Consider the following 20305-nt stretch of genomic DNA (forward strand, 5'->3'; position numbering starts at 1 on the left):
TTAGTTCATTCTATCTCTTTTATTTTTTTACTTGATTAATTGATAATGATTCAAAGATTGATAGATACGTTCTTTAAGAATTATTATTTGAAGAACACATCATCCGCAACTCCTTAACAGGTTTTCCAAGTTCAAGTATTTTTTCTTGACCATCAAAAGTAAAACCCATTTTTTGATAGAAAGCAATGGCTCGCTTATTATCTTTCAAAACCCATAAATAAATTTCAGAGAAATGATCGAGAGCAGCAAATGCAGCATGCATTAACTGTTTACTCACACCTTTTCCATAGTAATCTTTTAAAACATATAAGGCGATGATTTCACCAGCTTGAATGGCTTCATCACAAAAATTTCCATAGCTGATAAATCCAACGACCTTCTTTCCATCCATCGCAATCAAGGTATTTTCTGGATACTTTTGACTAAAGAAACGACATCTATCTAATGTCATCGTCTCCTGATATTCCGCGGGTAAAAGATTGTCATAAGCCTCTCTCCACGTTTGCCAATGAACGAGAGATTTTCCTTCTATCTCTTCAGGAGTTTCCATTGTTTTAATGATAATCTTCATTCTTCCCTCCTTTCTAATCCAAGGCCTTCACTTCCAACATCATATCGCGGATCTGTGCTGCCAACTCAAAATCAAGCAATTCGACGGCTTCTTGCATTTGGCCTTGCAGTTTCTTGACCAGTTCCTTGCGCTCTTGGCGGTTGAGGCTGGTGATATCCACTTCCTTGTCCTCTTCCTTAGCCACAGCCTTGGTAACAGAGATGAGATCACGGATTTCCTTCTTAATGGTTTGTGGGACTATTCCATGCTCTTCATTATAGGCCATTTGAATCTGACGACGGCGGGCCGTTTCATCGATCGCACGTTGCATAGACTGGGTCATGGTGTCCGCATACATAATCACGTGACCCTCACTATTACGGGCTGCACGCCCGATGGTCTGGATCAGTCCGCGTTCATTGCGGAGGAAACCTTCCTTATCCGCATCGAGAATGGCCACCAGACTAACTTCTGGTACGTCTATCCCTTCCCGAAGCAGGTTGATTCCGACCAAGACATCAAAAACACCCAGACGCAAATCACGGATGATTTCTGTCCGCTCCAAGGTCTTAATGTCCGAGTGCATGTATTTGACCTTGACACCCATTTCTTTAAAGTAGTCGGTCAAGTCTTCTGCCATCTTCTTGGTCAGGGTGGTGACAAAGGTCCGCTCTCCCCGTTCTACACGCGCATTGATCTCACCCAAGAGATCGTCCATTTGTCCCATGGTCGGACGCACTTCCACCTCAGGATCGAGTAGACCCGTCGGACGAATGATCTGCTCGATGACGGTATCGGTTTGTTCCATCTCATAATCACCCGGTGTCGCAGACACATAGACGATCTGGTGGACATGGCTTTCAAACTCCTCACGACGTAGTGGCCGGTTATCCAAGGCAGACGGCAAACGGAAACCATAGTTGACCAGCATTTCCTTGCGTGAGCGGTCTCCATTGTACATGCCCTTGATCTGTCCCATGGTCATGTGACTTTCATCGATCATAATGAGAAAATCTTCTGGGAAGAAGTCAAGAAGGGTGTATGGAGGCTCACCTTCACTCCGTCCATCCATGTGACGAGAGTAGTTTTCGACACCATTGGTGTAGCCCATCTCTCGTAGCATTTCAATGTCATACTCCGTCCGTTGTTTTAAGCGTTGAGCTTCTAAGAGCTTGCCTTCTTTTTCAAAGACCTTCAACTGCTCTTCTAGTTCCGCCTGAATCTTGGCAATCGCTACTTCCATATGGTCGTCATTGGTCACGAAGTGAGTGGCTGGGAAAATGGCCAAGTGGTCCACATCTCCCAGAACCTGGCCTGTCAGAGCTTCAATCTCACGAATCCGCTCAATCTCGTCTCCAAAGAACTCCACCCGAAAGGCATGTTCATCGCGCGAAGCTGGGAAAATCTCGACCACATCTCCCCGAACACGGAATTTCCCCCGTTGAAAGTCGATGTCATTGCGCTCAAACTGGATGTCCACCAGGTCATTGAGCAGACGATCACGAGAAATTTCCAGACCGGGGCGTAAGCTGACCACGCTATCGGCATATTCCTTCGGCGAACCCAAACCATAAATACAAGAGACAGAAGCAACAACGATCACATCATTGCGCTCTAAGAGGGCTGATGTCGCGGAGTGACGAAGCTTATCAATCTCATCATTGACCGAGCTATCTTTTTCGATATAGGTGTCGCTCGATGGCACATAGGCTTCTGGCTGGTAATAATCATAGTAAGATACGAAGTACTCAACCGCATTCTCTGGAAAGAATTCCTTGAACTCCCCATAGAGCTGACCTGCTAGGGTTTTATTATGGGCGATGACCAGGGTCGGTTTATTGACTTGGGCGATGACCTGACTCATGGTATAGGTCTTCCCCGTACCAGTCGCCCCCATCAGGATTTGCGCCTTCTCACCACCCTCGATGTTATCCACCAACTGTTCAATCGCCTGCGGTTGATCCCCAGACGGTTGGTATTTCGATACTAGTTTAAATTTATTATCTGTTACTCGATTAATCATACTTTCTTCCTTTGGTTATACTTCCCTTATTTTACCATAATAGATGATATTTCTCTGACTTTTGAGGAGAGAATCCTCACATAGAAAAAGACCAGCTCAAGTACCGGTCTTCATTTTCATCATCATTTCCTATCAGTCATGACACACTAGTTCATTATCAACTCTTTCTTTCCTTTCCCCTAAGCGATAAACAATCACTAGGGATACAAGAAGAACCAAAGTGGTAATGATTGATCCTTCTGCTCCAAATGTCCCTCCGGTCAACCAGTCGGGTCCAGATCCCATGGTAAAGCTAAAGATAGACGCATCTGCGCCTGTGCCACTGACTTGAAAACCAAGGAGATTTCCTTGTACATAGTTCCAAGTGCCGTGTTGAGCGACCACTAGCCAGATACTATCGGTGTAGATAAAAAGCAGACCAGCTAGCACCCCATCAAGGATGATATTCAGAACGGATAAGAAGGTTACTCCTGCATTACCCATATGCAGAATGCCAAAGAGACTACTAGAAATCACGATCGCTAAAGGCAGATTAGTTCTTGCAGCAATCCGAGTCAGGAGCCAACCTCGTGTGGCCACTTCTTCCGTCCCCCCTTGGAGAAGCCAAAATGGGAATAAGCCGAGGATAAAGAGGAGGGGTTCTAAACTTAATTCATTAAGCTCAAAAGACCCAATTCCACTTACTTGGTAGACAAGCGCGATCACTCCCATTTGAACAAGTGAAATCATGATTCCCCAACCTAGATACTTAAGCCAATTTCTTTTTAGAAAGCCTAAGCTTGATAAAGCATTCTTCTCTATGACCTTCACCCAAAAAATAAAGAGAAATAGTATGATTACAAAACTGAAAAGCTCATAATAGAGAAGATAATGGTAGAAAAATTCTTGAATACTTGCTATCCCATTTCCTGGTGAAAAGAAGTCCACTAGAAAACCGATCACTAAGGAAAATGGCCCCACAAGTTCACTACCAATCCAAAGTCCTCCTTCTATAAAGAGGAATGCTAATAATACATAGAATAGTATAGAAATAAGAACTGGCCATGGGGTGTTAGTTTTTATATCCTGAATCATCTTTCCTTTCTTCATGATCAACCTCCATTTATCTGATAGTTCCATTGTAGCAAAGAAAATCTAGAGCTGCAATATCGTCTCATGTTATAAAACCTAACATGAAAACTCGATTTTTCTTGCAAAGCAAACTATTTTCTGATATAATAGCTTTTGTAGAAAAACATAAGGCCATTCATACTCGATTTGGTATGGATGATTTGTTTTTTTAAGGCCATCCTTTGGTCAATGTGCTCATGGGTCAAAACCCAAAAGAGAAAAGAATTTATAAGGAGACAGAAATGAAGAAAAAATTACTAGCATGTTTGCTTTTCTTATTTCCTTTCGTTGCATTCGCTGGTCATGCTCATGCTGAAACGATCAAGGTCGTTTTCGACACAGCATATGCACCGTTTGAATTTAAGGATTCAGATCAAACCTATAAAGGAATTGACGTAGAAATCTTGGACAAGGTCGCTGAAATCAATGGCTGGGATTTGGACAAATCCTTCCCGGGATTTGATGCAGCGGTCAATGCAGTTCAAGCTGGTCAAGCGGATGCCATCATGGCAGGGATGACCAAAACAACAGAACGTGAAAAAGTCTTCACCATGTCTGATACTTACTACGATACAAAAGTTGTCATTGCGACTAAAAAAGCTGACAAAATCACTAAGTACAGCCAATTAAAAGGGAAGACAGTCGGTGTCAAAAACGGAACTGCAGCCCAACGCTTCCTCGATAAAAACAAGGACAAATACGGCTACAAGATCAAGACTTTTGATACGGGTGATCTCATGTACAACAGTTTATCAGCTGGTGCAGTGGATGCAGTCATGGATGATCAACCCGTCATTCAATATGCCATTCAAAAGGGTCAGGATCTAGCTATCAATATGGATGGGGAAGCAGTTGGTGGCTTTGCCTTTGGTGTTAAAAAAGGTGGAAATCATGAAAAGTTGATCACTGAATTTAACAAGGCTCTCGCTCAAATGAAAGCTGATGGAACACTTGATGAGATTATCAAAAAATGGACAGGTGAAAGCCAATCATCAAGTAACAGTGCCGTTCCAGAAACCACTACTCCTGCTGGTCAAAAAGCAACTCCTAAAAAATCAAAATATAGCATTTCAAGTGATTCTTCCTTTGCACCATTTGTCTTCCAAAATGGAAAAAACAAATACACAGGAATCGATATGGACTTGATCAAGGCTATTGCTAAAGACCAAGGATTTACCATCGAGATTGACAATCCTGGATTTGATGCTGCGGTAAGTGATGTTCAATCCGGCCATGCGCAAGGAATGATCGCAGGGATGACTGTTACAGATGCTCGGAAAGAAACATTTGATTTTTCTGAACCATACTACACGGCCAATTCTATTCTAGCCGTTCAAGAAAGTAGCAAGATTGATTCTTATGATGACCTTAAAGGAAAGACAGTCGGTGTTAAAAACGGTACTTCCTCACAAAACTTCCTTGAAGAAAACCAAAAGAAATATGGTTACAAGATCAAAACGTTCTCTGACGGAGCTTCTATGTATGATAGTTTGAATTCTGGTTCTGTTGCGGCGATCATGGATGACGAACCTGTTATCAAATACGCTATTAAACAAGGACGTAAATTCAAAACACCTATCGAAGGTACTCCAAGTGGTCAACTAGCATTTGCCGTTAAAAAAGGAGAAAATCCTGAATTGATCGAAATGTTCAATAACGGGCTTGCAAACTTGAAGAAAAGTGGCCAATACCAAAAGATTCTTGATAAATACCTTAAATCAGATAGCAAATCTACTTCAAGTACAGCTGTAGATGAAACAACGATTTGGGGCTTGCTCCAAAACAATTACAAACAATTGTTAAGTGGTTTGGGTGTGACTCTAGCCCTTGCACTTCTCTCTTTCGCGATTGCTATGGTGATCGGTGTTATCTTTGGGATGTTTAGTGTTAGCCCTTATAAATGGCTCCGCTGGACAGCAGAAATCTTTGTCGATGTTATTCGTGGGATCCCATTGATGATCCTTGCTGCCTTCATCTTCTGGGGAATTCCAAACTTGATTGAATCGGTCACAGGTCATCAATCCCCAATCAACGACTTTGTTGCAGGTACCATCGCCCTCTCCCTCAATGCTGCTGCCTATATTGCAGAAATTGTTCGTGGGGGGATCCAAGCTGTACCGATTGGACAGATGGAAGCCAGCCGAAGCCTAGGAATCTCCTATGGCAAGACCATGCGTAAGATCATCTTGCCACAAGCAACCAAACTCATGCTTCCAAACTTTGTTAACCAATTCGTCATTGCCCTGAAAGATACGACTATCGTTTCTGCGATCGGATTGGTAGAACTCTTCCAAACTGGTAAGATCATCATTGCTCGAAACTACCAAAGTTTCAAAATGTATGCGATCCTTGCCGTCTTCTACCTCGTGATTATCACCTTGCTAACACGATTCGCAAAAAAATTAGAAAAGAAGGTTAACTAATGGCTAAATTAAAAATTGATGTCCATGACCTCCACAAATACTATGGTGAAAATGAGGTCTTAAAAGGAATCTCAACAAAATTCTACGAAGGGGATGTGGTCTGCATTATTGGACCGTCCGGTTCTGGTAAATCGACCTTCCTTCGTAGTCTCAATCTCCTCGAAGAAGTGACAAAAGGTCAAATTACCGTAAATGGATATGATCTAACCGATCCAAAAACCAATGTTGATTTGGTCCGTGAAAATATCGGGATGGTTTTCCAACACTTCAACCTTTTCCCTCACATGAGCGTCCTTGAAAACATTATGTTTGCGCCAGTAGAGCACAAACTGATGACCCGTGAAGAAGCTCAAAAAGTCGGAATGGAATTGTTGGAAAAAGTTGGACTCGCAGATAAAGCCGATGCCAATCCGAACAGCCTTTCCGGTGGTCAAAAACAACGTGTGGCCATTGCCCGTGGACTCGCCATGAATCCAGATATTATGCTCTTTGACGAACCTACTTCTGCCCTTGACCCTGAGATGGTTGGAGATGTATTGAACGTTATGAAAGAGTTGGCAGAGCAAGGCATGACCATGATCATCGTTACCCACGAGATGGGATTTGCCCGCCAAGTAGCCAACCGCGTCATCTTCACAGCAGACGGTGAATTCCTCGAAGACGGCAAACCAGACCAAATCTTCGACAACCCACAACACCCACGCTTGAAAGAATTCTTGGATAAGGTTTTAAACGTTTAAAATGATAAAAACGAGTGGTTCCTGAAGCATCTAGCAATTTTGCTAGATGCTTTTTTAGACTAAAAAAGCATTTTCAAAATTGAAAATGCTTTTCATTTTAACTAATCTGTTGCTGAGCTGTCTGCATCTTGTAGTAAACACCTTGTGCTTGCATTAGCTCTTCATGAGTACCATGCTCAACAATATCGCCATCCACCATGACAAGGATCATATCGGCATTTTGAATGGTAGACAAGCGGTGAGCAATGATAAAGCTGGTCCGTCCCTTCATGAGCTGATTAAAGGCGTCTTGAATCAAGACCTCAGTCCGAGTATCGATGGACGATGTCGCCTCATCTAAGATCAAAATCTTAGGAACTGAAAGGAAAACCCGCGCAATCGTTAAGAGTTGGCGTTGACCTTGGGACAAAGACTCTCCAGCATCTGAAAGATACGTATCGTACCCTTTTGGCAACTGCCGAATGAAGAAATCTGCATTGGCTGCTTTGGCTGCTTCTATGACTTCTTCTCTAGTTGCATCTGGACGAGAAAAGGCGATATTTTCATGAATGGTCCCAACCTTGAGCCAGGTTTCTTGCAGAACCATACCAAACTGTTGGCGGTAAGAAGCACGGGTGTAGTCCGTAATTGGTACCCCATCAATCGTGATCTCTCCTGAGTTAACAGGGTAGAAACGCATGAGCAGATTAATCAAGGTCGATTTTCCTGCTCCTGTAGGGCCTACAATGGCCACTTTACTGGCAGCTGGAACCTGAATGGTTAAATCTTTGATCAAGGTTCGTCCCAAATCATAGCCAAATGAGACGTGCTCAAAACCAATCGCACCTTTGACATCCTGACTTTCCAGAACTTGATGGCCCGTCTCTTCAATCTCAGCTTGATCCAAAACGCTGTACAAACGCTCTGCGCAGGCAAGGGCGCTTTGGAGTTCTGACAAGACGGAGGAGATGTCATTAAAGGGCTTGGTGTATTGGTTGACATAATTGAGGAAGGTCACCAATTGACCAACAGTAAAGTGAGATCCCGAAATAATGCGTACAGCACCAAATCCAGCCACTACTGCATAAATCAAGGCATTCACAAAGCGAGTGGCAGGGTTGACAGTTGAGGAATAAAAGACAGCGGATTGGGAATAGTTGGCATAGCTTTCATTCGTCCCTTTAAAAGCCTTACGGAATTGATCCTGAGCATTAAAGGACTGGATCAAACTTTCCTGGGTCAAAGACTCTTCGATCAACTGGGTTTGAAGACCACGCGCCTTGGTCTGCTTTTGGAAAAGCGTATAAGAACGCTTAGCAATAAAACGAGCAATCACCAGGGATAAAGGGGTCAAGACCAGAACCGCCACCATCATAAAGAAATCCAATTCTGCCATGGTCACGATGGTGACAAGAATGGTTAAGAGGCCTACAAAGAACTGGTTAAAAACCATGAGAAGACCGCTATTAAGTTGCTCTACATCGGTCGTGAGGCGACTGACAAAGTCCCCGCTCCCTTGTTTATCTAGATAAGACAAGGGCAATCGATGCACTTTTTCCATCACTTCTGCTCTCAGGCTTTGGCTAAACCGATAGACCAATTGATTGTAGGCAAGAGGATTGATCCATTGGATCAGGGTATTGGCCACAATGACCAGAACCATTTGGATCAAAACAGGCCATAAGACTGTCATCCCTTGAGGATTGATGACTAAATCAACTGCATGTCCGATCAGGATCGGTAACCAAACCGTTAAGGCCACTTGAACGATAGTTCCGATACTGGCTAGAATCAGGAGCCCGGGATGGTGAGCAAAATCTCTAAACAGACGTTTTAAATAACTAGAACGTTTTTGACTCATGCTTCCTCCCTCCCGTGTTGTGAATAATGAATTTCTTGATAAATCTCATTGGTAGACAAGAGGAAATCATGATTTCCCAGTCCTACTTGATGTCCCTTGTTCAAGACCAAAATCTGATCAGCAGACTTGAGACTATTGGTTCGTTGTGATACTAAGATCAAACTCGTATCACTCAATTCTTCTTTAATCGATTTTAAGAGACGAGCTTCCGTCAAATAATCCAAGGCAGAAGTTGAATCATCCAAAATCAAGAAAGGAGCCTTCTTCAAAAGGGCACGCGCAATGGTCAACCGTTGACGTTGGCCACCTGAGAAATTTCGACCAAAGGCTTCCACTGGCTCATCGAGTTGTCCTTCTTTTTCACGGACAAAATCAGCCGCCTGAGCCGTTTCTAGTGCCCACCACAAATCTTCATCCGATAGATTTTCTTCCATTCCAAGTAAGAGATTCGAGCGGATGGTTCCTCTAAAGAGCTCTGCCTTCTGTGGGACAACAGCTACCCACTCCCGCCACTCCTTAAGAGTTTTAGGAGAGTGACCTTGATGAAAGAGGGCTAATTTTCCCTGACTAACGGCATACAAGTGACTCAATAACTGAACCAGGGTGGATTTCCCAGATCCTGTACCACCGATAATTCCCAACATCTGTCCATGATCCAGATCAAAGGAAATATCTTCTAGAGCTGGACTTGAAGCCGTTGGATAGGTGAAAGAAACTTCCTCTGCGCTAATCGCTTCTTGCTCTCTTGCAGTTTCTTCTGGCAAAGCTTCTAGGAGGTCTTCTTCCTTCAAATCAAAAATCTCTTGGACACGCTTGGCAGAAATATAGCTGACATTTAAAGACGTGACCAGCATCGCCAGTTTGATCAATTCTGTTAAAATTTGTAATAAATAATTGACCAAAGCGACCAACATCCCTTGGGTTAAAAGACCAGCAGAGATATTCAATTGTCCTTGCCAAATGACACAAACCAAGGTCGTATTGACCACAAGGAAGGTCAAGGGACTGACCAAACTAGACCAGATACCAGCGCGAATTTGCCAGATCTTGTAGTCCTGATTGACCTCTCTAAAGTCCTCTAATTCACTAGACTGTTGTCCAAAGGCCCGAATCACCCGCATCCCTTGAAATTGCTGACGCGTCACCGTCACCATCCGGTCTATGATTTTCCGAATCTTAGCAAAAAGAGGATTGACAATCCGAGACATGATCACAATAATCAAGGTTAAAATCGCCACCATCCCCAAGAACCAAAGAGTGAGTTTAGGACTGATAGTAAAGGCCATGATGATAGAACCAAAGACAATAATCGGTGCTCTCAAAAAGAGGCGCAAGAATTGGTTGATCCCAACCTGAATTTGATAGGTATCAGAAGTGAGACGGGTTACCAAACTAGAAGTCCCGATTTTATCGCGCTTGTCCTTTGGAAGCGATAAGATCTTCTCATACAAATCCTTGGTCATCTCACGGGTAAAGCCGACAGCTGCTTTAGAAGAAAAATACTGGGCCGTAATAGCTACGACAACCCCAAAGCTCGCAAATAAAAACAAAACACCGACCGTCATCACGACTGCGCTCGTTTCCTTTTTCGGAATGACCTGATCGACCAAGTGGGCGATGATTAAGGGGACACACAATTCAAAAATAGCTTCTAAGAGTTTAAACACGGGCCCTAGAAGAGTTTCCCATAGATAGCCCTTAAAATACTTCAATAATGATTTCATACGACTCGATTCTTTTTTTAATGGATATACATATTTTACCACAAATTCTTAAGATGAAAAAACTCTCCCTGCAGAGCAGAGAGAGTTGAATACTGACCAGATGAAGGTTGAAATCTTATTCCTTCTTTGTTACCTTGCTTAAGGTCTTGCCCATTTTCCCCAATCCAAACATCAAGAGAGGGAAAGAGAATAGCGTTATAAGGCCTAATACGATAAAGACTGCTACAAAGCCACAGCTATCAATGAACCAACCAGTCAAAGGGAAGATGACAATCATAGATAGACTAAACATCATCGAATTGATACTCAGCATGGTTGCTCGTACACTGGAAGGCAGATAAGCCTGTAAATCATTGTAGTAGATGGGTTGATAAACGGCATAAAGGGCATTGGTCAAGAGATAGACACACAGATAGGCGAATGGAGTCTTTACACCTACCAAAAGCAAGACCAAACCTGTCAGTGCAACCAGAATCGGAAAGACTTGATTACTATTCCATTTTTTCCCGATTTGACTGGCCAAATAAACCGCTAGGAGATTGAATCCACTACCAATTAACATGATGAGCGAAACTTGCCAACTGGCTAAGTCACTGATTTTCTGTTGGTAGTAAAAATAAAACATACACATGATGGTCCCTACCAACTGATAGGTGAGCATCCAGTAAAACAAGACTGGTTTGTCCTGCCATTCTTGTTTCACTACCTCCAATATCCGCTTTAAGGTCAAATGATTTCTTTCATCACTCTTGCTCTCTGGCTCCTTCATCAGAAAGATCAAAAGAATAGAAAGCAAGGAAAGCCCAATAGCAATATAATAGGTCCAAGCCAATGCTCCGTGAATAAAGAAGCCTGCCACGACTGTACCTAACGTTCGGGTGACTTCAGCCACACCAGACAAGAAGCTAGAAATCTGAAGATAACGGTCTTTTTGACCTGCTTCTACCGCTGAATCAAATAAGAAAGCTGTACTAGTCCCCGAGTCAAAATTATAAGACCAAGCATTGACCATCATAGCAATCGCATAGATCCAAAAGTTCCCCTGACCAAATAAAATCAAGATAGAAGATCCAATACTGGACAAGCGAGCCAAATAGAGATTGGTCTTGTAGCTAAAGCGATCGGCTAACATACCAGATGGGATCTCACACAAGAGACTCGTCCCATGAAAGATACTCTCTAATAAACCAATCTGAAGCAAAGAAAGACCATTTTGAATAAAAAAGAGAATCCAAAAACTGGTGATTCCAAAATAAGATGTAAATTCCAAACCTGCTAGGAGTGAAATATTGCGTTTGTAAGTTCTTTTAAACATTGTTTTTCCTCTTTCAATAGATTATATAAGTGTTTCTAAAAGACTTACTTAGATTTGCCTACATTTTCTCCACCTCCTTCATTCTTGCTTGATTCAGTTCTTGACGCAATTGGGTCACTTGATTAGACAAGGACACCAACAATTCGGTTTGCAACTTTTGAATTTCCAGTAAATCCGTCTGGTCTTGCTGCACCATATGATCAATCTTCGTATGCAACAAGCGAATTTCCCGTTCAGACTCCATATTGACGTTAAAGTCATTTCGCGCTTGCAGGCGATCATAATCTGCTGCCCTGTTTTGGCTCATCATGATCAAAGGAGCTTGAATCGCCGCAATCGTAGAAAGTGCTAGATTCAGCAAGATGAAAGGATAAGGGTCAAAATTCCAGCCAAAGGGATGCAAGACATTGATCAACATCCAGATAGCCATCATCATGATGAAGCTAATAATAAAGGTCCAAGAACCACCGAAGCGCGCAACCGAATCCGCCACCCGCTGACCGAAGGTATAGCTGGCTGTCAAGCGGTCTTCAACGTTAAAGGGACGCTCGCTTTCAGGCATGACACCTGTCACCTGCTGTTTAATGGCTTCGTTTTTATCATTGGCACGCTCAATAATCTGTCCAAGATAATCCATACAATATTGGCTCAAATTTTTATACGTGATAAAATCATCCATTTGACTTTCAGGATAGGAAGTCTTGAGCATCTGTTGAATGGAATGGTCTAGATCTGCGATCAAAGACCCCTGACCATCCTCGTATTCTTTCCCATCAATGATGTCTATTTTCAGCATTGAAATTCCTTTCATAGTTTTTTGAAGCAGATAAAAGTGAAAAACGCCTAATGGCGTTTTTACGTCTATTAAGGTTTGATACGATGCAACATACGTGGGAACGGAATGGCTTCACGAATGTGTTTTGTACCAGCCGCGAAAGTGACCATCCGTTCAATCCCAATACCAAATCCACCGTGTGGAACTGTACCGTATTTACGAAGGTCAAGGTAGAATTCATACTCTGTACGATCCATGCCAAGAGATTCCATCTTCGCAACAAGGGCGTCGTAGTCTTCCTCACGCATAGATCCACCGATGATTTCTCCGTAGCCTTCTGGTGCGAGCAAGTCTGCACAAAGCACGCGATCTGGGTTCCCAGGAACTGGCTTCATGTAGAAGGCCTTGATATCTGATGGGTAGTTGATCACAAAGGTTGGTAGACCAAAGTGATTTGAAATCCATGTTTCATGTGGTGAACCGAAGTCATCTCCATGTTCCAAATGCTCATAATCCGCATCTTCATCATTTTCATGCTCTTGCAAGAGATCAATGGCTTCATCATAAGTGATCCGTTTGAATGGTTCCGCAATATAGCGTTTCAAGAGCTCAGTATCACGCTCCAATGTTTCCAAGGCTTGAGGAGCACGATCCAAAACACCTTGAAGAAGGGCTTTTACATAAGCTTCTTGCAAATCAAGTGACTCATCGTGTGTCAAGTAAGAGTACTCCGCATCCATCATCCAGAATTCAGTCAAGTGACGACGAGTTTTTGATTTTTCAGCACGGAATACCGGACCAAAGTCAAATACGCGACCAAGGGCCATAGCACCTGCTTCCAGATAAAGCTGACCGGATTGGCTTAAGTAAGCTGGTGTTCCAAAGTAATCTGTTTCAAAAAGTTCAGTTGAATCTTCCGCCGCATTTCCTGAAAGAATTGGGCTGTCAAACTTTATGAAGCCATTCTTATCAAAGAATTCATAAGTTGCATAGATGATAGCATTACGAATTTGCATCACGGCTACTTGCTTACGTGAACGCAACCACAAGTGGCGGTTGTCCATCAAGAAGTCTGTCCCGTGTTCTTTAGGAGTGATTGGGTAATCTTGAGATTCACCGATCACTTCGATGTCTGTAATATCCAATTCGTAACCAAATTTAGAACGCTCGTCTTCTTTGACAATACCAGTTACAAACACTGATGTTTCTTGGCTCAAGCGTTTGATGGTATCAAATTTTTCAAGCCCCACTTCTTCGCCGAATTTTTCGATAAAGTTTGGTTTAAAAGCCACACCTTGGAAAAAGGCAGTCCCGTCACGCAATTGCAAGAAAGCAATTTTTCCTTTACCTGATTTGTTGGCCACCCAAGCACCGATTGTCACTTCTTGACCAACATAGTCTTTTACTTCGATGATAGTAATCCGTTTTGTCATCATTCATCTTCCTTTTCTCGTTAAACTTGTCCGAAGACATTATCTTCTTAATTGTATCATAAAAAGGCTTTCAGTGCTAGGCTCTACCTGTGAAAACCAGATTTTTTTTTAAAGAAAAAGATCCTCAGCTCATTACTAAGGATCTTGTATTTTTATTTTTCCATAAAGGCCTTGAGGCGGCGAACAGCTTCTTTCAGGGTATCCAAATCTGTCGCATAAGACAAGCGAACATTTTCAGGAGCACCAAAGCCAGCTCCCGTTACTAAAGCAACCTCTGCTTCTTCTAAAATTGCTGTGGTAAATTCCGTCACATCTGTATACCCCTTCATCTCCATGGCCTTCTTGACATTTGGGAAGAGATAGAAGGCTCCTTGAGGTTTGATGGCTTCAAAACCAGGTACTTCATTCAACAAAGGATAAATAGTATTCAAGCGCTCTTCAAAAGCTTGACGCATGATCTCAATAGAAGATTGATCTCCTGTGAGGGCTTCGATTGCGGCATATTGGGAAACGGTCGTTAAGTTGGAAGTTGTTTGGCTGATCACCTTGGCCATAGCTCCGATAATCTCAGGATCTCCTACAGCAAAACCAACCCGCCAACCAGTCATAGCATAGGTTTTAGAAACTCCGTTAATCACGATGGTTTGCTTGCGAATCGCTTCTGATAAGCTAGAAATGGGCGTAAAGGTATTGCCATTGTAGACTAATCGCCCATAGATATCGTCTGCCAAAATCAAGATATCATGCTCGACAGCCCAGTTTCCGATTGCTTCGAGTTCTTCTTTACTGTAGATCATTCCTGTTGGATTGGATGGCGAATTCAGCAAGACAACCTTGGTCTTGTCTGTCCGTGCTGCTTCCAATTGCTCTACCGTTGCCTTGAAGTGATTTTCTTCTGTTGTTTGGAAAGTAACAGGTGTGCCTTCTACCATCTTCACCTGGTCTACATAAGAAACCCAGCAAGGGGTTGGAATGATGACTTCATCACCTGGATTGATGACAGAAGTAAAGAAGGCATAGAGGATAAACTTAGCACCAGTACCGACCACTACTTCATTCCGGTTCACAGCATAGCCATAAAACTCTTTCATGTAGTCGCTAATGGCATCCTTCAATTCTGGAAGTCCAGATGCTACCGTATAAAAGCTAGCGCGACCATCCTCGATCGATGCGACTGCTGCTTCTTGAATATTTTTTGGAGTCGCAAAGTCAGGTTGACCAAGCGTCAAACTCAAGATATCACGACCTTCAGCTGCCAAAGCTTTGGCACGCGCATTTGCAGCCAAAGTCACGCTTTCTTCCATTTCCAATACACGATTTGATAATTTCATATTTCCTCCTCAAATCTTAAAAAACACCGGTGACTTTCCCAGTCTTGAAATCCACCACATAATAAGAGCTCCCAGCCTTGACTTCCCAGATCGGTTTGCCTTTAAAGCGTCCAAAAGTTACCCCATCAATCGCGTCCTGACTCTTCTCTTTGACGACAAAAGCTGCCTCTTTAGAACTAACTCCTTCTTTCAAAGGGTAAGTATAGACTGCATCATCCACCTGCCCTACTAAGACCGCTAGTTCTTTCCCCTCTTGGTCCTTGCCAATAAAGGAAAGATAGGCTTCTTTGCCATGAAAGAAACTCTCCGTCTCAATGGTAGCAATCGAAGAGTGCGACAGCGCTATGTTTCTTGCTTGTGCAATTTGATCCTGCATGCGATCAGAAGTTTTTTCAGCAAGAAATAACCAAGAAAAAAGCACCGTCAGCACTAAGATACAGACTCCTATTATATGTTGCCATATGATAAAAAGATTATTTTTCTGTTTCACTCCCCCATTATACACCAAACCTACCTAGAATTCTATAGATTTTCAAGAAAGAATTGTTACTAATATTTCATACCTGTTACAATGTTTTAGTATAAAATTGTTTGATAAACAAACTAAAATTAACACCTTGTATATTTTATGTTCATAGTTCAATAAATTTGTCACAATTTTGTAACTAATTTGAAAATAAAATTAAACGACAGAAACACTATTTATTGATAAAATATAGATATGGAAAATTTAAAGAGATTATTCAAAGAAGCAAACGTAGATTTAAAAACCATGATCGTCTTCCACAAGGCAGAACGATTGATCCGTGCGTCTGAGGCTCATATCTTTAAAAAGCACCAGTTGACACCAACTCAATTCTCTGTTCTTGAGACCTTGTACAGCAAGGGCGATCTCCGCATTCAAGATCTGATTGATAGCATTCTTGCGACCTCTGGAAATATGACTGTGGTTATTCGTAATATGGTCCGCGATGGTTGGATTACACGCGAAACCGATCCAGAAGACCGCCGTGCATATGTTGTATCTATTACCGATGCCGGTCGTAAAAAGATCGAAGAAGCTCTTCCAGATCATATTAAAAATATTCAACGCTTGATGCAAGTCTTTAATAGTGGCGAGCAAGCTGAGTTGACAGAACTCTTGAAGAAATTCAAACACATCGCCTAATCCTACTGCTCAAGACGATTCTGACTCCAAAATCCTCTATTTTGGAGTTTTCATCGTGCATTCTCTTTATCTAACAGATCAAAAACTATTCCTGATGCTTCTCAGGAATAGTTTTATTTATTCTTTCACAAAGATCCATTCTTTCTCTTGTGATAAATCCTCACGATAAGAGAAGCCTGCTACTTCTAGTGATTTCAGATCTTCTAGATGGGTGATTTCTTCCTTCATCATGGCTGTCACCATAGCCCCACGTGCTTTCTTTGAAATCGTTGAGTGAATCTTTAGTGTCCCACCACGATTCTCCATAAATTTGATCCGAATCATTCGCTCACGAATGGCTTTTGAAAAGACCTGTTCAAACTCAGAAGACAAAAGGGATAAGATCTGCTCCTCACCTTCTACTGCCTGATCATAGTCCTCTTTCCAGAATGCCTTTAGAGATTTTCCAGCTGGTTTTAGCTTCATCATAAAATCCAAGCGATGGGGCGCAATCCCTTCATAGGCAGGTAGCACACCGTATAAAGCAGTCGTGATCAACAAATGTTCCTGAAGATAAGCCTGCTCTTTTTCAGATAAGTCTTGACGCTCGATACTACGGTACATAAGGCCATCAAACAGTTCCAAAGCAGGATAGGTTTTAGCACTCCCAGCTAACAGAGCCTCAATTCTTTCCTTTTCTACTAGGGCTCTTTCTTCTGAGATCCCGTAAAAGGTCGCTAATTCTTCTAGGGAGAATTGTTTCAAAGCTTGGAGGATGGTTTTTGTGTTCTCTGACAAGGGTTGGGGCTCGACGATACGAGCCTGTTCGTTCAGTTCTTTAGCGGATGGAATTAATAGTTTCATAGTTCTATTGTACCATAATTTTCAAATTTTCTTGACAGGAGTTTTTATTAATGTTATTATCTAGTTATGAAAACTAGATTAAAGAAAGGTGAAGATTTAGTGTCCACTTTTTCCTATCCAACGTGGGAGCAACTGCCTGAGCTAGACCTCTATCTCGATCAGGTCCTTCTTTATGTTAATAAAACCTGTGCACCTGTCCTCTCTTCTTCAGACAAGGGCTTGACAGCTGCCATGATCAACAATTACGTAAAACATGGTTATGTCGAAAAACCAGAAAAGAAGAAATACCAGCGTAGACAGGTAGCTCGCTTGATCGCTATTACAACCTTAAAAACGGTCTTTTCTATTCAGGAAATCGCTTCTACCTTAAATTTCTTGCAGGACCAGGCGAGTTCAGATCTTCTCTATAATAGCTTTGTCGCTTATCTCAATGAGCAAAAAGAGCCGATCGCTCCCATTATTCGCTCTGCCTGTCAGACGGTTCAACTTTATCTTGAAACCCTATCTTATATTCAACCATCAAATACGGAGGAAGAAACTGATGAATTACACCATGAAACTAAGTAAAAAATTATCTTTTGGAGAAGAGATCGCCAATAGTGTAACCCACGCTGTTGGAGCCCTCCTTATGCTCATCCTGCTTCCGATCTCAGCAGTCTACAGTTTTGAGCAACACGGTCTTCTTAGTGCTTTTGGGACTTCTATTTTTGTCATTAGCCTCTTTTTGATGTTTCTGTCTTCGACTATCTACCATGCCATGTCTTATGATTCTCCTCAAAAGTATGTGCTTCGCATTATCGACCATTCCATGATCTACATTGCGATCGCAGGCAGTTACACGCCAGTTGTCCTCACCTTGATGAACAACTGGATGGGCTACAGCATTATCTTAATCCAATGGGGAACCACTATCTTTGGCATTCTCTACAAAATCTTTGCCAAAAAAGTCAATGAAAAATTCAGCCTAGCTCTTTACTTGATCATGGGCTGGTTGGTTATCTTTATTATTCCCCAAATTGTTAGTCAAACTACCCCGATCTTCTGGGGACTCATGCTCATGGGCGGTCTGTGCTACACGGTGGGAGCTGGCTTTTATGCCAAGAAAAAACCCTATTTCCATATGATTTGGCACCTCTTTATCCTTGCCGCTTCTGCCCTTCAGTATTTAGCCATCGTTTACTTTATGTAATATGCTCACCACTCTTCAGAGTGGTATTTTTGTGATTATTTCTGTACAATAGAAAAAAACTGTATGGGGACAGTCAAAATGAAGACGAGCAAATACCAAGAAATTATTCATGTTCTAAAAAAAGCCATTCAAGACGGAGAACTGGTGACCGGTCAGAAAATTCCCTCCGTTCGCCAGCTAGCTAGTCAATTTTCTTGTAGTAAGGATACGGTGCAACGGGCCCTGCTGGATTTAACCTACCAGCACTTTCTCTACGCAAAACCTCAAAGTGGCTACTATGTTTTGGAGCAGGAACCTGACCAACATGAGGATCTTCCACTAAAATTAGAGAAAGACCGCAACCAGGCTTTTGAAGATTTCCGAACCTGTATCAATGAAACCTTGATTGGTCGTGAGAATTATCTTTTTAATAATTTTTCAGACCAAGCAGGGTTACCAGAAGTACGCCAATCGATTCAAGGCTTATTGAAGGAAGAAAGCATTTATACGACTGCGGATCAGATCGTTTTAACTTCTGGTACACAACAGGCACTCAATATCCTCAGCCAAATTGACTTTCCCAATAAAAAATCTCAGATCTTGATTGAGCAGCCGACTTATCATCGGATGAATCAACTCTTAGATTCGCAGCAACTTGCCTACCGTACCATTCAACGTAATTTAACGGGAATTGATCTCGAGGAGCTTGAAGAGATTTTCAAAAGTGGCCATATCAATTTCTTCTACACGATCCCTCGTTTTCACTATCCGCTTGGCCATAGCTATTCGACCAAGCAGAAAGAAGCCATCTTGCAACTAGCTGATCAATATGATGTCTACCTTGTTGAGGACGACTATCTGGGAGATCTTGATGGCAGCAATGCTCCATCTTTTCATTATTTGGATCAAAAGGACCGGGTCATCTATATCAAATCTTTTTCGACCAATCTCTTTTCTGCTCTTCGCATCACTTCCATGATCCTTCCCCAAGCCCTTCTTAAGCCGGTCTTGACCTATAAGACGATTCTGGACTATGATAGCAATCTGATCATGCAAAAGGCCTTGAGTCTCTACATTGATAACGGTATGTATCTGACCAATAAAAAGCGACTCCTAGCCAGAAAAAAAGAGGAAGAAGCTAGTCTAAAGACCTTGATGGCCCAGTCTCCTCTACCTCATCTGACCCTGACCCACGATGGGATCCTTTTAGAACTCAGCCAAGTTCAATCTCTTGCTGCCTTAAAACACAGTGGACTCCCGCTTGATTTCTTTGAAGTAGCCTACATCACTGCTTGTCCTTATCAACTCGCCAAGATCAAATCAGCAGATGTGGCCAATGTTTTACCAAAGCTTACGCCTTTTTTTGAAAGAGAAACCCTCGTATAGACTATACGAGGGTTTTTCTTATTTCTTCAATTGCTCATAAACACGTTTGGCATTTTGAAGGCCGATCCGATAATCGAGACGAATCAGGCGAATCGCTTCCATCTCTGGTTCTTTGAGGTACTTCTCTTTTTGTTCCTTAGAAATACTACCTGGTTTAAGAAGATAGTGAGTGAATTGATTTCTGACTTTATTGAGCTCAACTTGAAGAGTGAAATAAAGTCCAAATAAGACAATGACAACTCCCATCATGATCAGATCGTTTGACATGGTGTATGCTCCCTTTTTCTATTCTTTTCTTTATTTTACAGCTTTCAAAGAAGAAAAACAAGAGGCTGGGACAAAAGTCCTAGCCTCTTGTTTTTGGATTGTCGAGCAAGACGCAGTGGTTGAGCGAGCTCTACTACACTGGTTTCATCAGCTTTTACAGCCCTACTCAACTGTGCGGAGGTGTGACGACGAAATCGAATTCTAACGAA

The 20305-nt window shown here is 42.3% G+C and carries 18 protein-coding genes; 6 read left to right on the forward strand and 12 right to left on the reverse strand.

The features are described from left to right. Positions 1-73: 73 nt before the first annotated feature. The 3 genes from HMPREF2918_RS05990 to HMPREF2918_RS11795 all read right to left on the reverse strand — a co-directional run bounded on the left by HMPREF2918_RS05990 (position 74) and on the right by HMPREF2918_RS11795 (position 3662). A complete protein-coding gene (locus HMPREF2918_RS05990) occupies positions 74-571 on the reverse strand; it encodes a GNAT family N-acetyltransferase (RefSeq protein WP_070594867.1) in 498 nt (165 codons plus the stop codon). Between the two features lie 13 nt (positions 572-584). Beyond that, positions 585-2573, reverse strand: coding sequence for an excinuclease ABC subunit UvrB (uvrB, locus tag HMPREF2918_RS05995; RefSeq protein WP_070594868.1), 1989 nt, complete (start codon positions 2571-2573; stop codon positions 585-587). Between the two features lie 132 nt (positions 2574-2705). Then, the gene (locus HMPREF2918_RS11795) at positions 2706-3662 is read right to left on the reverse strand and encodes a CPBP family intramembrane glutamic endopeptidase (protein WP_176745988.1); all 957 of its coding nucleotides are present in this window, start codon (positions 3660-3662) and stop codon (positions 2706-2708) included. Between the two features lie 263 nt (positions 3663-3925). On the opposite strand from HMPREF2918_RS11795, the gene HMPREF2918_RS06005 reads away from it, so the two are divergent. Both HMPREF2918_RS06005 and HMPREF2918_RS06010 read left to right on the forward strand, forming a co-directional pair. Further along, positions 3926-6106: an amino acid ABC transporter substrate-binding protein/permease gene (locus HMPREF2918_RS06005; RefSeq protein ID WP_049517815.1), complete on the forward strand. Its 2181-nt coding sequence runs from the start codon at positions 3926-3928 to the stop codon at positions 6104-6106. Next, positions 6106-6846: an amino acid ABC transporter ATP-binding protein gene (locus HMPREF2918_RS06010; protein WP_003007564.1), complete on the forward strand. Its 741-nt coding sequence runs from the start codon at positions 6106-6108 to the stop codon at positions 6844-6846. Before HMPREF2918_RS06005 ends, HMPREF2918_RS06010 begins: the two co-directional genes overlap by 1 nt. A gap of 97 nt (positions 6847-6943) precedes the next feature. Here the strand turns inward: HMPREF2918_RS06010 and HMPREF2918_RS06015 are convergent, their stop codons facing one another. The 7 genes from HMPREF2918_RS06015 to HMPREF2918_RS06045 all read right to left on the reverse strand — a co-directional run bounded on the left by HMPREF2918_RS06015 (position 6944) and on the right by HMPREF2918_RS06045 (position 15694). Further along, the gene (locus HMPREF2918_RS06015; RefSeq protein ID WP_070594870.1) at positions 6944-8686 is read right to left on the reverse strand and encodes an ABC transporter ATP-binding protein; all 1743 of its coding nucleotides are present in this window, start codon (positions 8684-8686) and stop codon (positions 6944-6946) included. Continuing rightward, positions 8683-10410: an ABC transporter ATP-binding protein gene (locus tag HMPREF2918_RS06020; RefSeq protein ID WP_070594871.1), complete on the reverse strand. Its 1728-nt coding sequence runs from the start codon at positions 10408-10410 to the stop codon at positions 8683-8685. The genes HMPREF2918_RS06015 and HMPREF2918_RS06020 overlap by 4 nt, the downstream gene beginning before the upstream one ends. A gap of 115 nt (positions 10411-10525) precedes the next feature. Continuing rightward, on the reverse strand, positions 10526-11725 hold the full coding sequence (locus tag HMPREF2918_RS06025; RefSeq protein ID WP_070594872.1) for an MFS transporter: 1200 nt from the start codon (positions 11723-11725) through the stop codon (positions 10526-10528). Positions 11726-11783: 58 nt separating this feature from the next. Beyond that, complete coding sequence (locus tag HMPREF2918_RS06030; protein WP_070594873.1) at positions 11784-12521, reverse strand: DUF1003 domain-containing protein; 738 nt, start codon at positions 12519-12521, stop codon at positions 11784-11786. 68 nt (positions 12522-12589) lie between these two features. Beyond that, on the reverse strand, positions 12590-13936 hold the full coding sequence (gene asnS, locus HMPREF2918_RS06035) for an asparagine--tRNA ligase (RefSeq protein ID WP_070594874.1): 1347 nt from the start codon (positions 13934-13936) through the stop codon (positions 12590-12592). Between the two features lie 149 nt (positions 13937-14085). After that, positions 14086-15264 (reverse strand): pyridoxal phosphate-dependent aminotransferase, encoded by a 1179-nt coding sequence (locus HMPREF2918_RS06040; protein WP_003014756.1) that lies wholly within the window; start codon positions 15262-15264, stop codon positions 14086-14088. A 16-nt stretch (positions 15265-15280) separates the two neighbouring features. Further along, the gene (locus HMPREF2918_RS06045) at positions 15281-15694 is read right to left on the reverse strand and encodes a cell wall elongation regulator TseB-like domain-containing protein (RefSeq protein ID WP_070594875.1); all 414 of its coding nucleotides are present in this window, start codon (positions 15692-15694) and stop codon (positions 15281-15283) included. 291 nt (positions 15695-15985) lie between these two features. Here HMPREF2918_RS06045 and HMPREF2918_RS06050 point away from each other — a divergent pair, with 291 nt between their 5' ends. Further along, positions 15986-16432 (forward strand): MarR family winged helix-turn-helix transcriptional regulator, encoded by a 447-nt coding sequence (locus HMPREF2918_RS06050; RefSeq protein ID WP_049514775.1) that lies wholly within the window; start codon positions 15986-15988, stop codon positions 16430-16432. 117 nt (positions 16433-16549) lie between these two features. Here HMPREF2918_RS06050 and yaaA read toward each other — a convergent pair whose 3' ends face one another. Continuing rightward, positions 16550-17275 (reverse strand): peroxide stress protein YaaA, encoded by a 726-nt coding sequence (gene yaaA / locus HMPREF2918_RS06055; RefSeq protein ID WP_070594876.1) that lies wholly within the window; start codon positions 17273-17275, stop codon positions 16550-16552. Positions 17276-17341: 66 nt separating this feature from the next. Here yaaA and HMPREF2918_RS06060 point away from each other — a divergent pair, with 66 nt between their 5' ends. The 3 genes from HMPREF2918_RS06060 (at position 17342) to HMPREF2918_RS06070 (ending at position 19829) form a co-directional block, all read left to right on the forward strand. Further along, positions 17342-17842, forward strand: a complete 501-nt coding sequence (locus HMPREF2918_RS06060; protein WP_070594877.1) for a DUF1836 domain-containing protein — start codon at positions 17342-17344, stop codon at positions 17840-17842. Then, positions 17817-18464, forward strand: coding sequence for a PAQR family membrane homeostasis protein TrhA (locus HMPREF2918_RS06065; RefSeq protein WP_049491795.1), 648 nt, complete (start codon positions 17817-17819; stop codon positions 18462-18464). Before HMPREF2918_RS06060 ends, HMPREF2918_RS06065 begins: the two co-directional genes overlap by 26 nt. Positions 18465-18527: 63 nt before the next feature. Continuing rightward, positions 18528-19829, forward strand: a complete 1302-nt coding sequence (locus HMPREF2918_RS06070; protein WP_070594878.1) for an aminotransferase-like domain-containing protein — start codon at positions 18528-18530, stop codon at positions 19827-19829. Between the two features lie 18 nt (positions 19830-19847). On the opposite strand, the gene HMPREF2918_RS06075 is transcribed toward HMPREF2918_RS06070, so the two are convergent. Further along, positions 19848-20096: a hypothetical protein gene (locus HMPREF2918_RS06075; protein ID WP_070594879.1), complete on the reverse strand. Its 249-nt coding sequence runs from the start codon at positions 20094-20096 to the stop codon at positions 19848-19850. Positions 20097-20305: the final 209 nt, after the last annotated feature.

The sequence above is a fragment of the Streptococcus sp. HMSC065C01 genome, from assembly GCF_001813525.1.
GTDB classification, from domain to species: domain Bacteria; phylum Bacillota; class Bacilli; order Lactobacillales; family Streptococcaceae; genus Streptococcus; species Streptococcus parasanguinis_V.

Bases quoted from the DNA above. Each gene is read 5' to 3' on its own strand.
- HMPREF2918_RS06050 (WP_049514775.1), top strand. From the start codon at position 15,986: ATGGAAAATTTAAAGAGATTATTCAAAGAAGCAAACGTAGATTTAAAA.
- HMPREF2918_RS11795 (WP_176745988.1), bottom strand. From the start codon at position 3,662: ATGAAGAAAGGAAAGATGATTCAGGATATAAAAACTAACACCCCATGG.
- HMPREF2918_RS06075 (WP_070594879.1), bottom strand. From the start codon at position 20,096: ATGTCAAACGATCTGATCATGATGGGAGTTGTCATTGTCTTATTTGGA.
- HMPREF2918_RS06030 (WP_070594873.1), bottom strand. From the start codon at position 12,521: ATGCTGAAAATAGACATCATTGATGGGAAAGAATACGAGGATGGTCAG.
- asnS (WP_070594874.1), bottom strand. From the start codon at position 13,936: ATGATGACAAAACGGATTACTATCATCGAAGTAAAAGACTATGTTGGT.
- yaaA (WP_070594876.1), bottom strand. From the start codon at position 17,275: ATGAAACTATTAATTCCATCCGCTAAAGAACTGAACGAACAGGCTCGT.
- HMPREF2918_RS06005 (WP_049517815.1), top strand. From the start codon at position 3,926: ATGAAGAAAAAATTACTAGCATGTTTGCTTTTCTTATTTCCTTTCGTT.
- uvrB (WP_070594868.1), bottom strand. From the start codon at position 2,573: ATGATTAATCGAGTAACAGATAATAAATTTAAACTAGTATCGAAATAC.
- HMPREF2918_RS06040 (WP_003014756.1), bottom strand. From the start codon at position 15,264: ATGAAATTATCAAATCGTGTATTGGAAATGGAAGAAAGCGTGACTTTG.
- HMPREF2918_RS06065 (WP_049491795.1), top strand. From the start codon at position 17,817: ATGAATTACACCATGAAACTAAGTAAAAAATTATCTTTTGGAGAAGAG.
- HMPREF2918_RS06070 (WP_070594878.1), top strand. From the start codon at position 18,528: ATGGGGACAGTCAAAATGAAGACGAGCAAATACCAAGAAATTATTCAT.
- HMPREF2918_RS06010 (WP_003007564.1), top strand. From the start codon at position 6,106: ATGGCTAAATTAAAAATTGATGTCCATGACCTCCACAAATACTATGGT.
- HMPREF2918_RS06020 (WP_070594871.1), bottom strand. From the start codon at position 10,410: ATGAAATCATTATTGAAGTATTTTAAGGGCTATCTATGGGAAACTCTT.
- HMPREF2918_RS06025 (WP_070594872.1), bottom strand. From the start codon at position 11,725: ATGTTTAAAAGAACTTACAAACGCAATATTTCACTCCTAGCAGGTTTG.
- HMPREF2918_RS06060 (WP_070594877.1), top strand. From the start codon at position 17,342: ATGAAAACTAGATTAAAGAAAGGTGAAGATTTAGTGTCCACTTTTTCC.
- HMPREF2918_RS05990 (WP_070594867.1), bottom strand. From the start codon at position 571: ATGAAGATTATCATTAAAACAATGGAAACTCCTGAAGAGATAGAAGGA.
- HMPREF2918_RS06015 (WP_070594870.1), bottom strand. From the start codon at position 8,686: ATGAGTCAAAAACGTTCTAGTTATTTAAAACGTCTGTTTAGAGATTTT.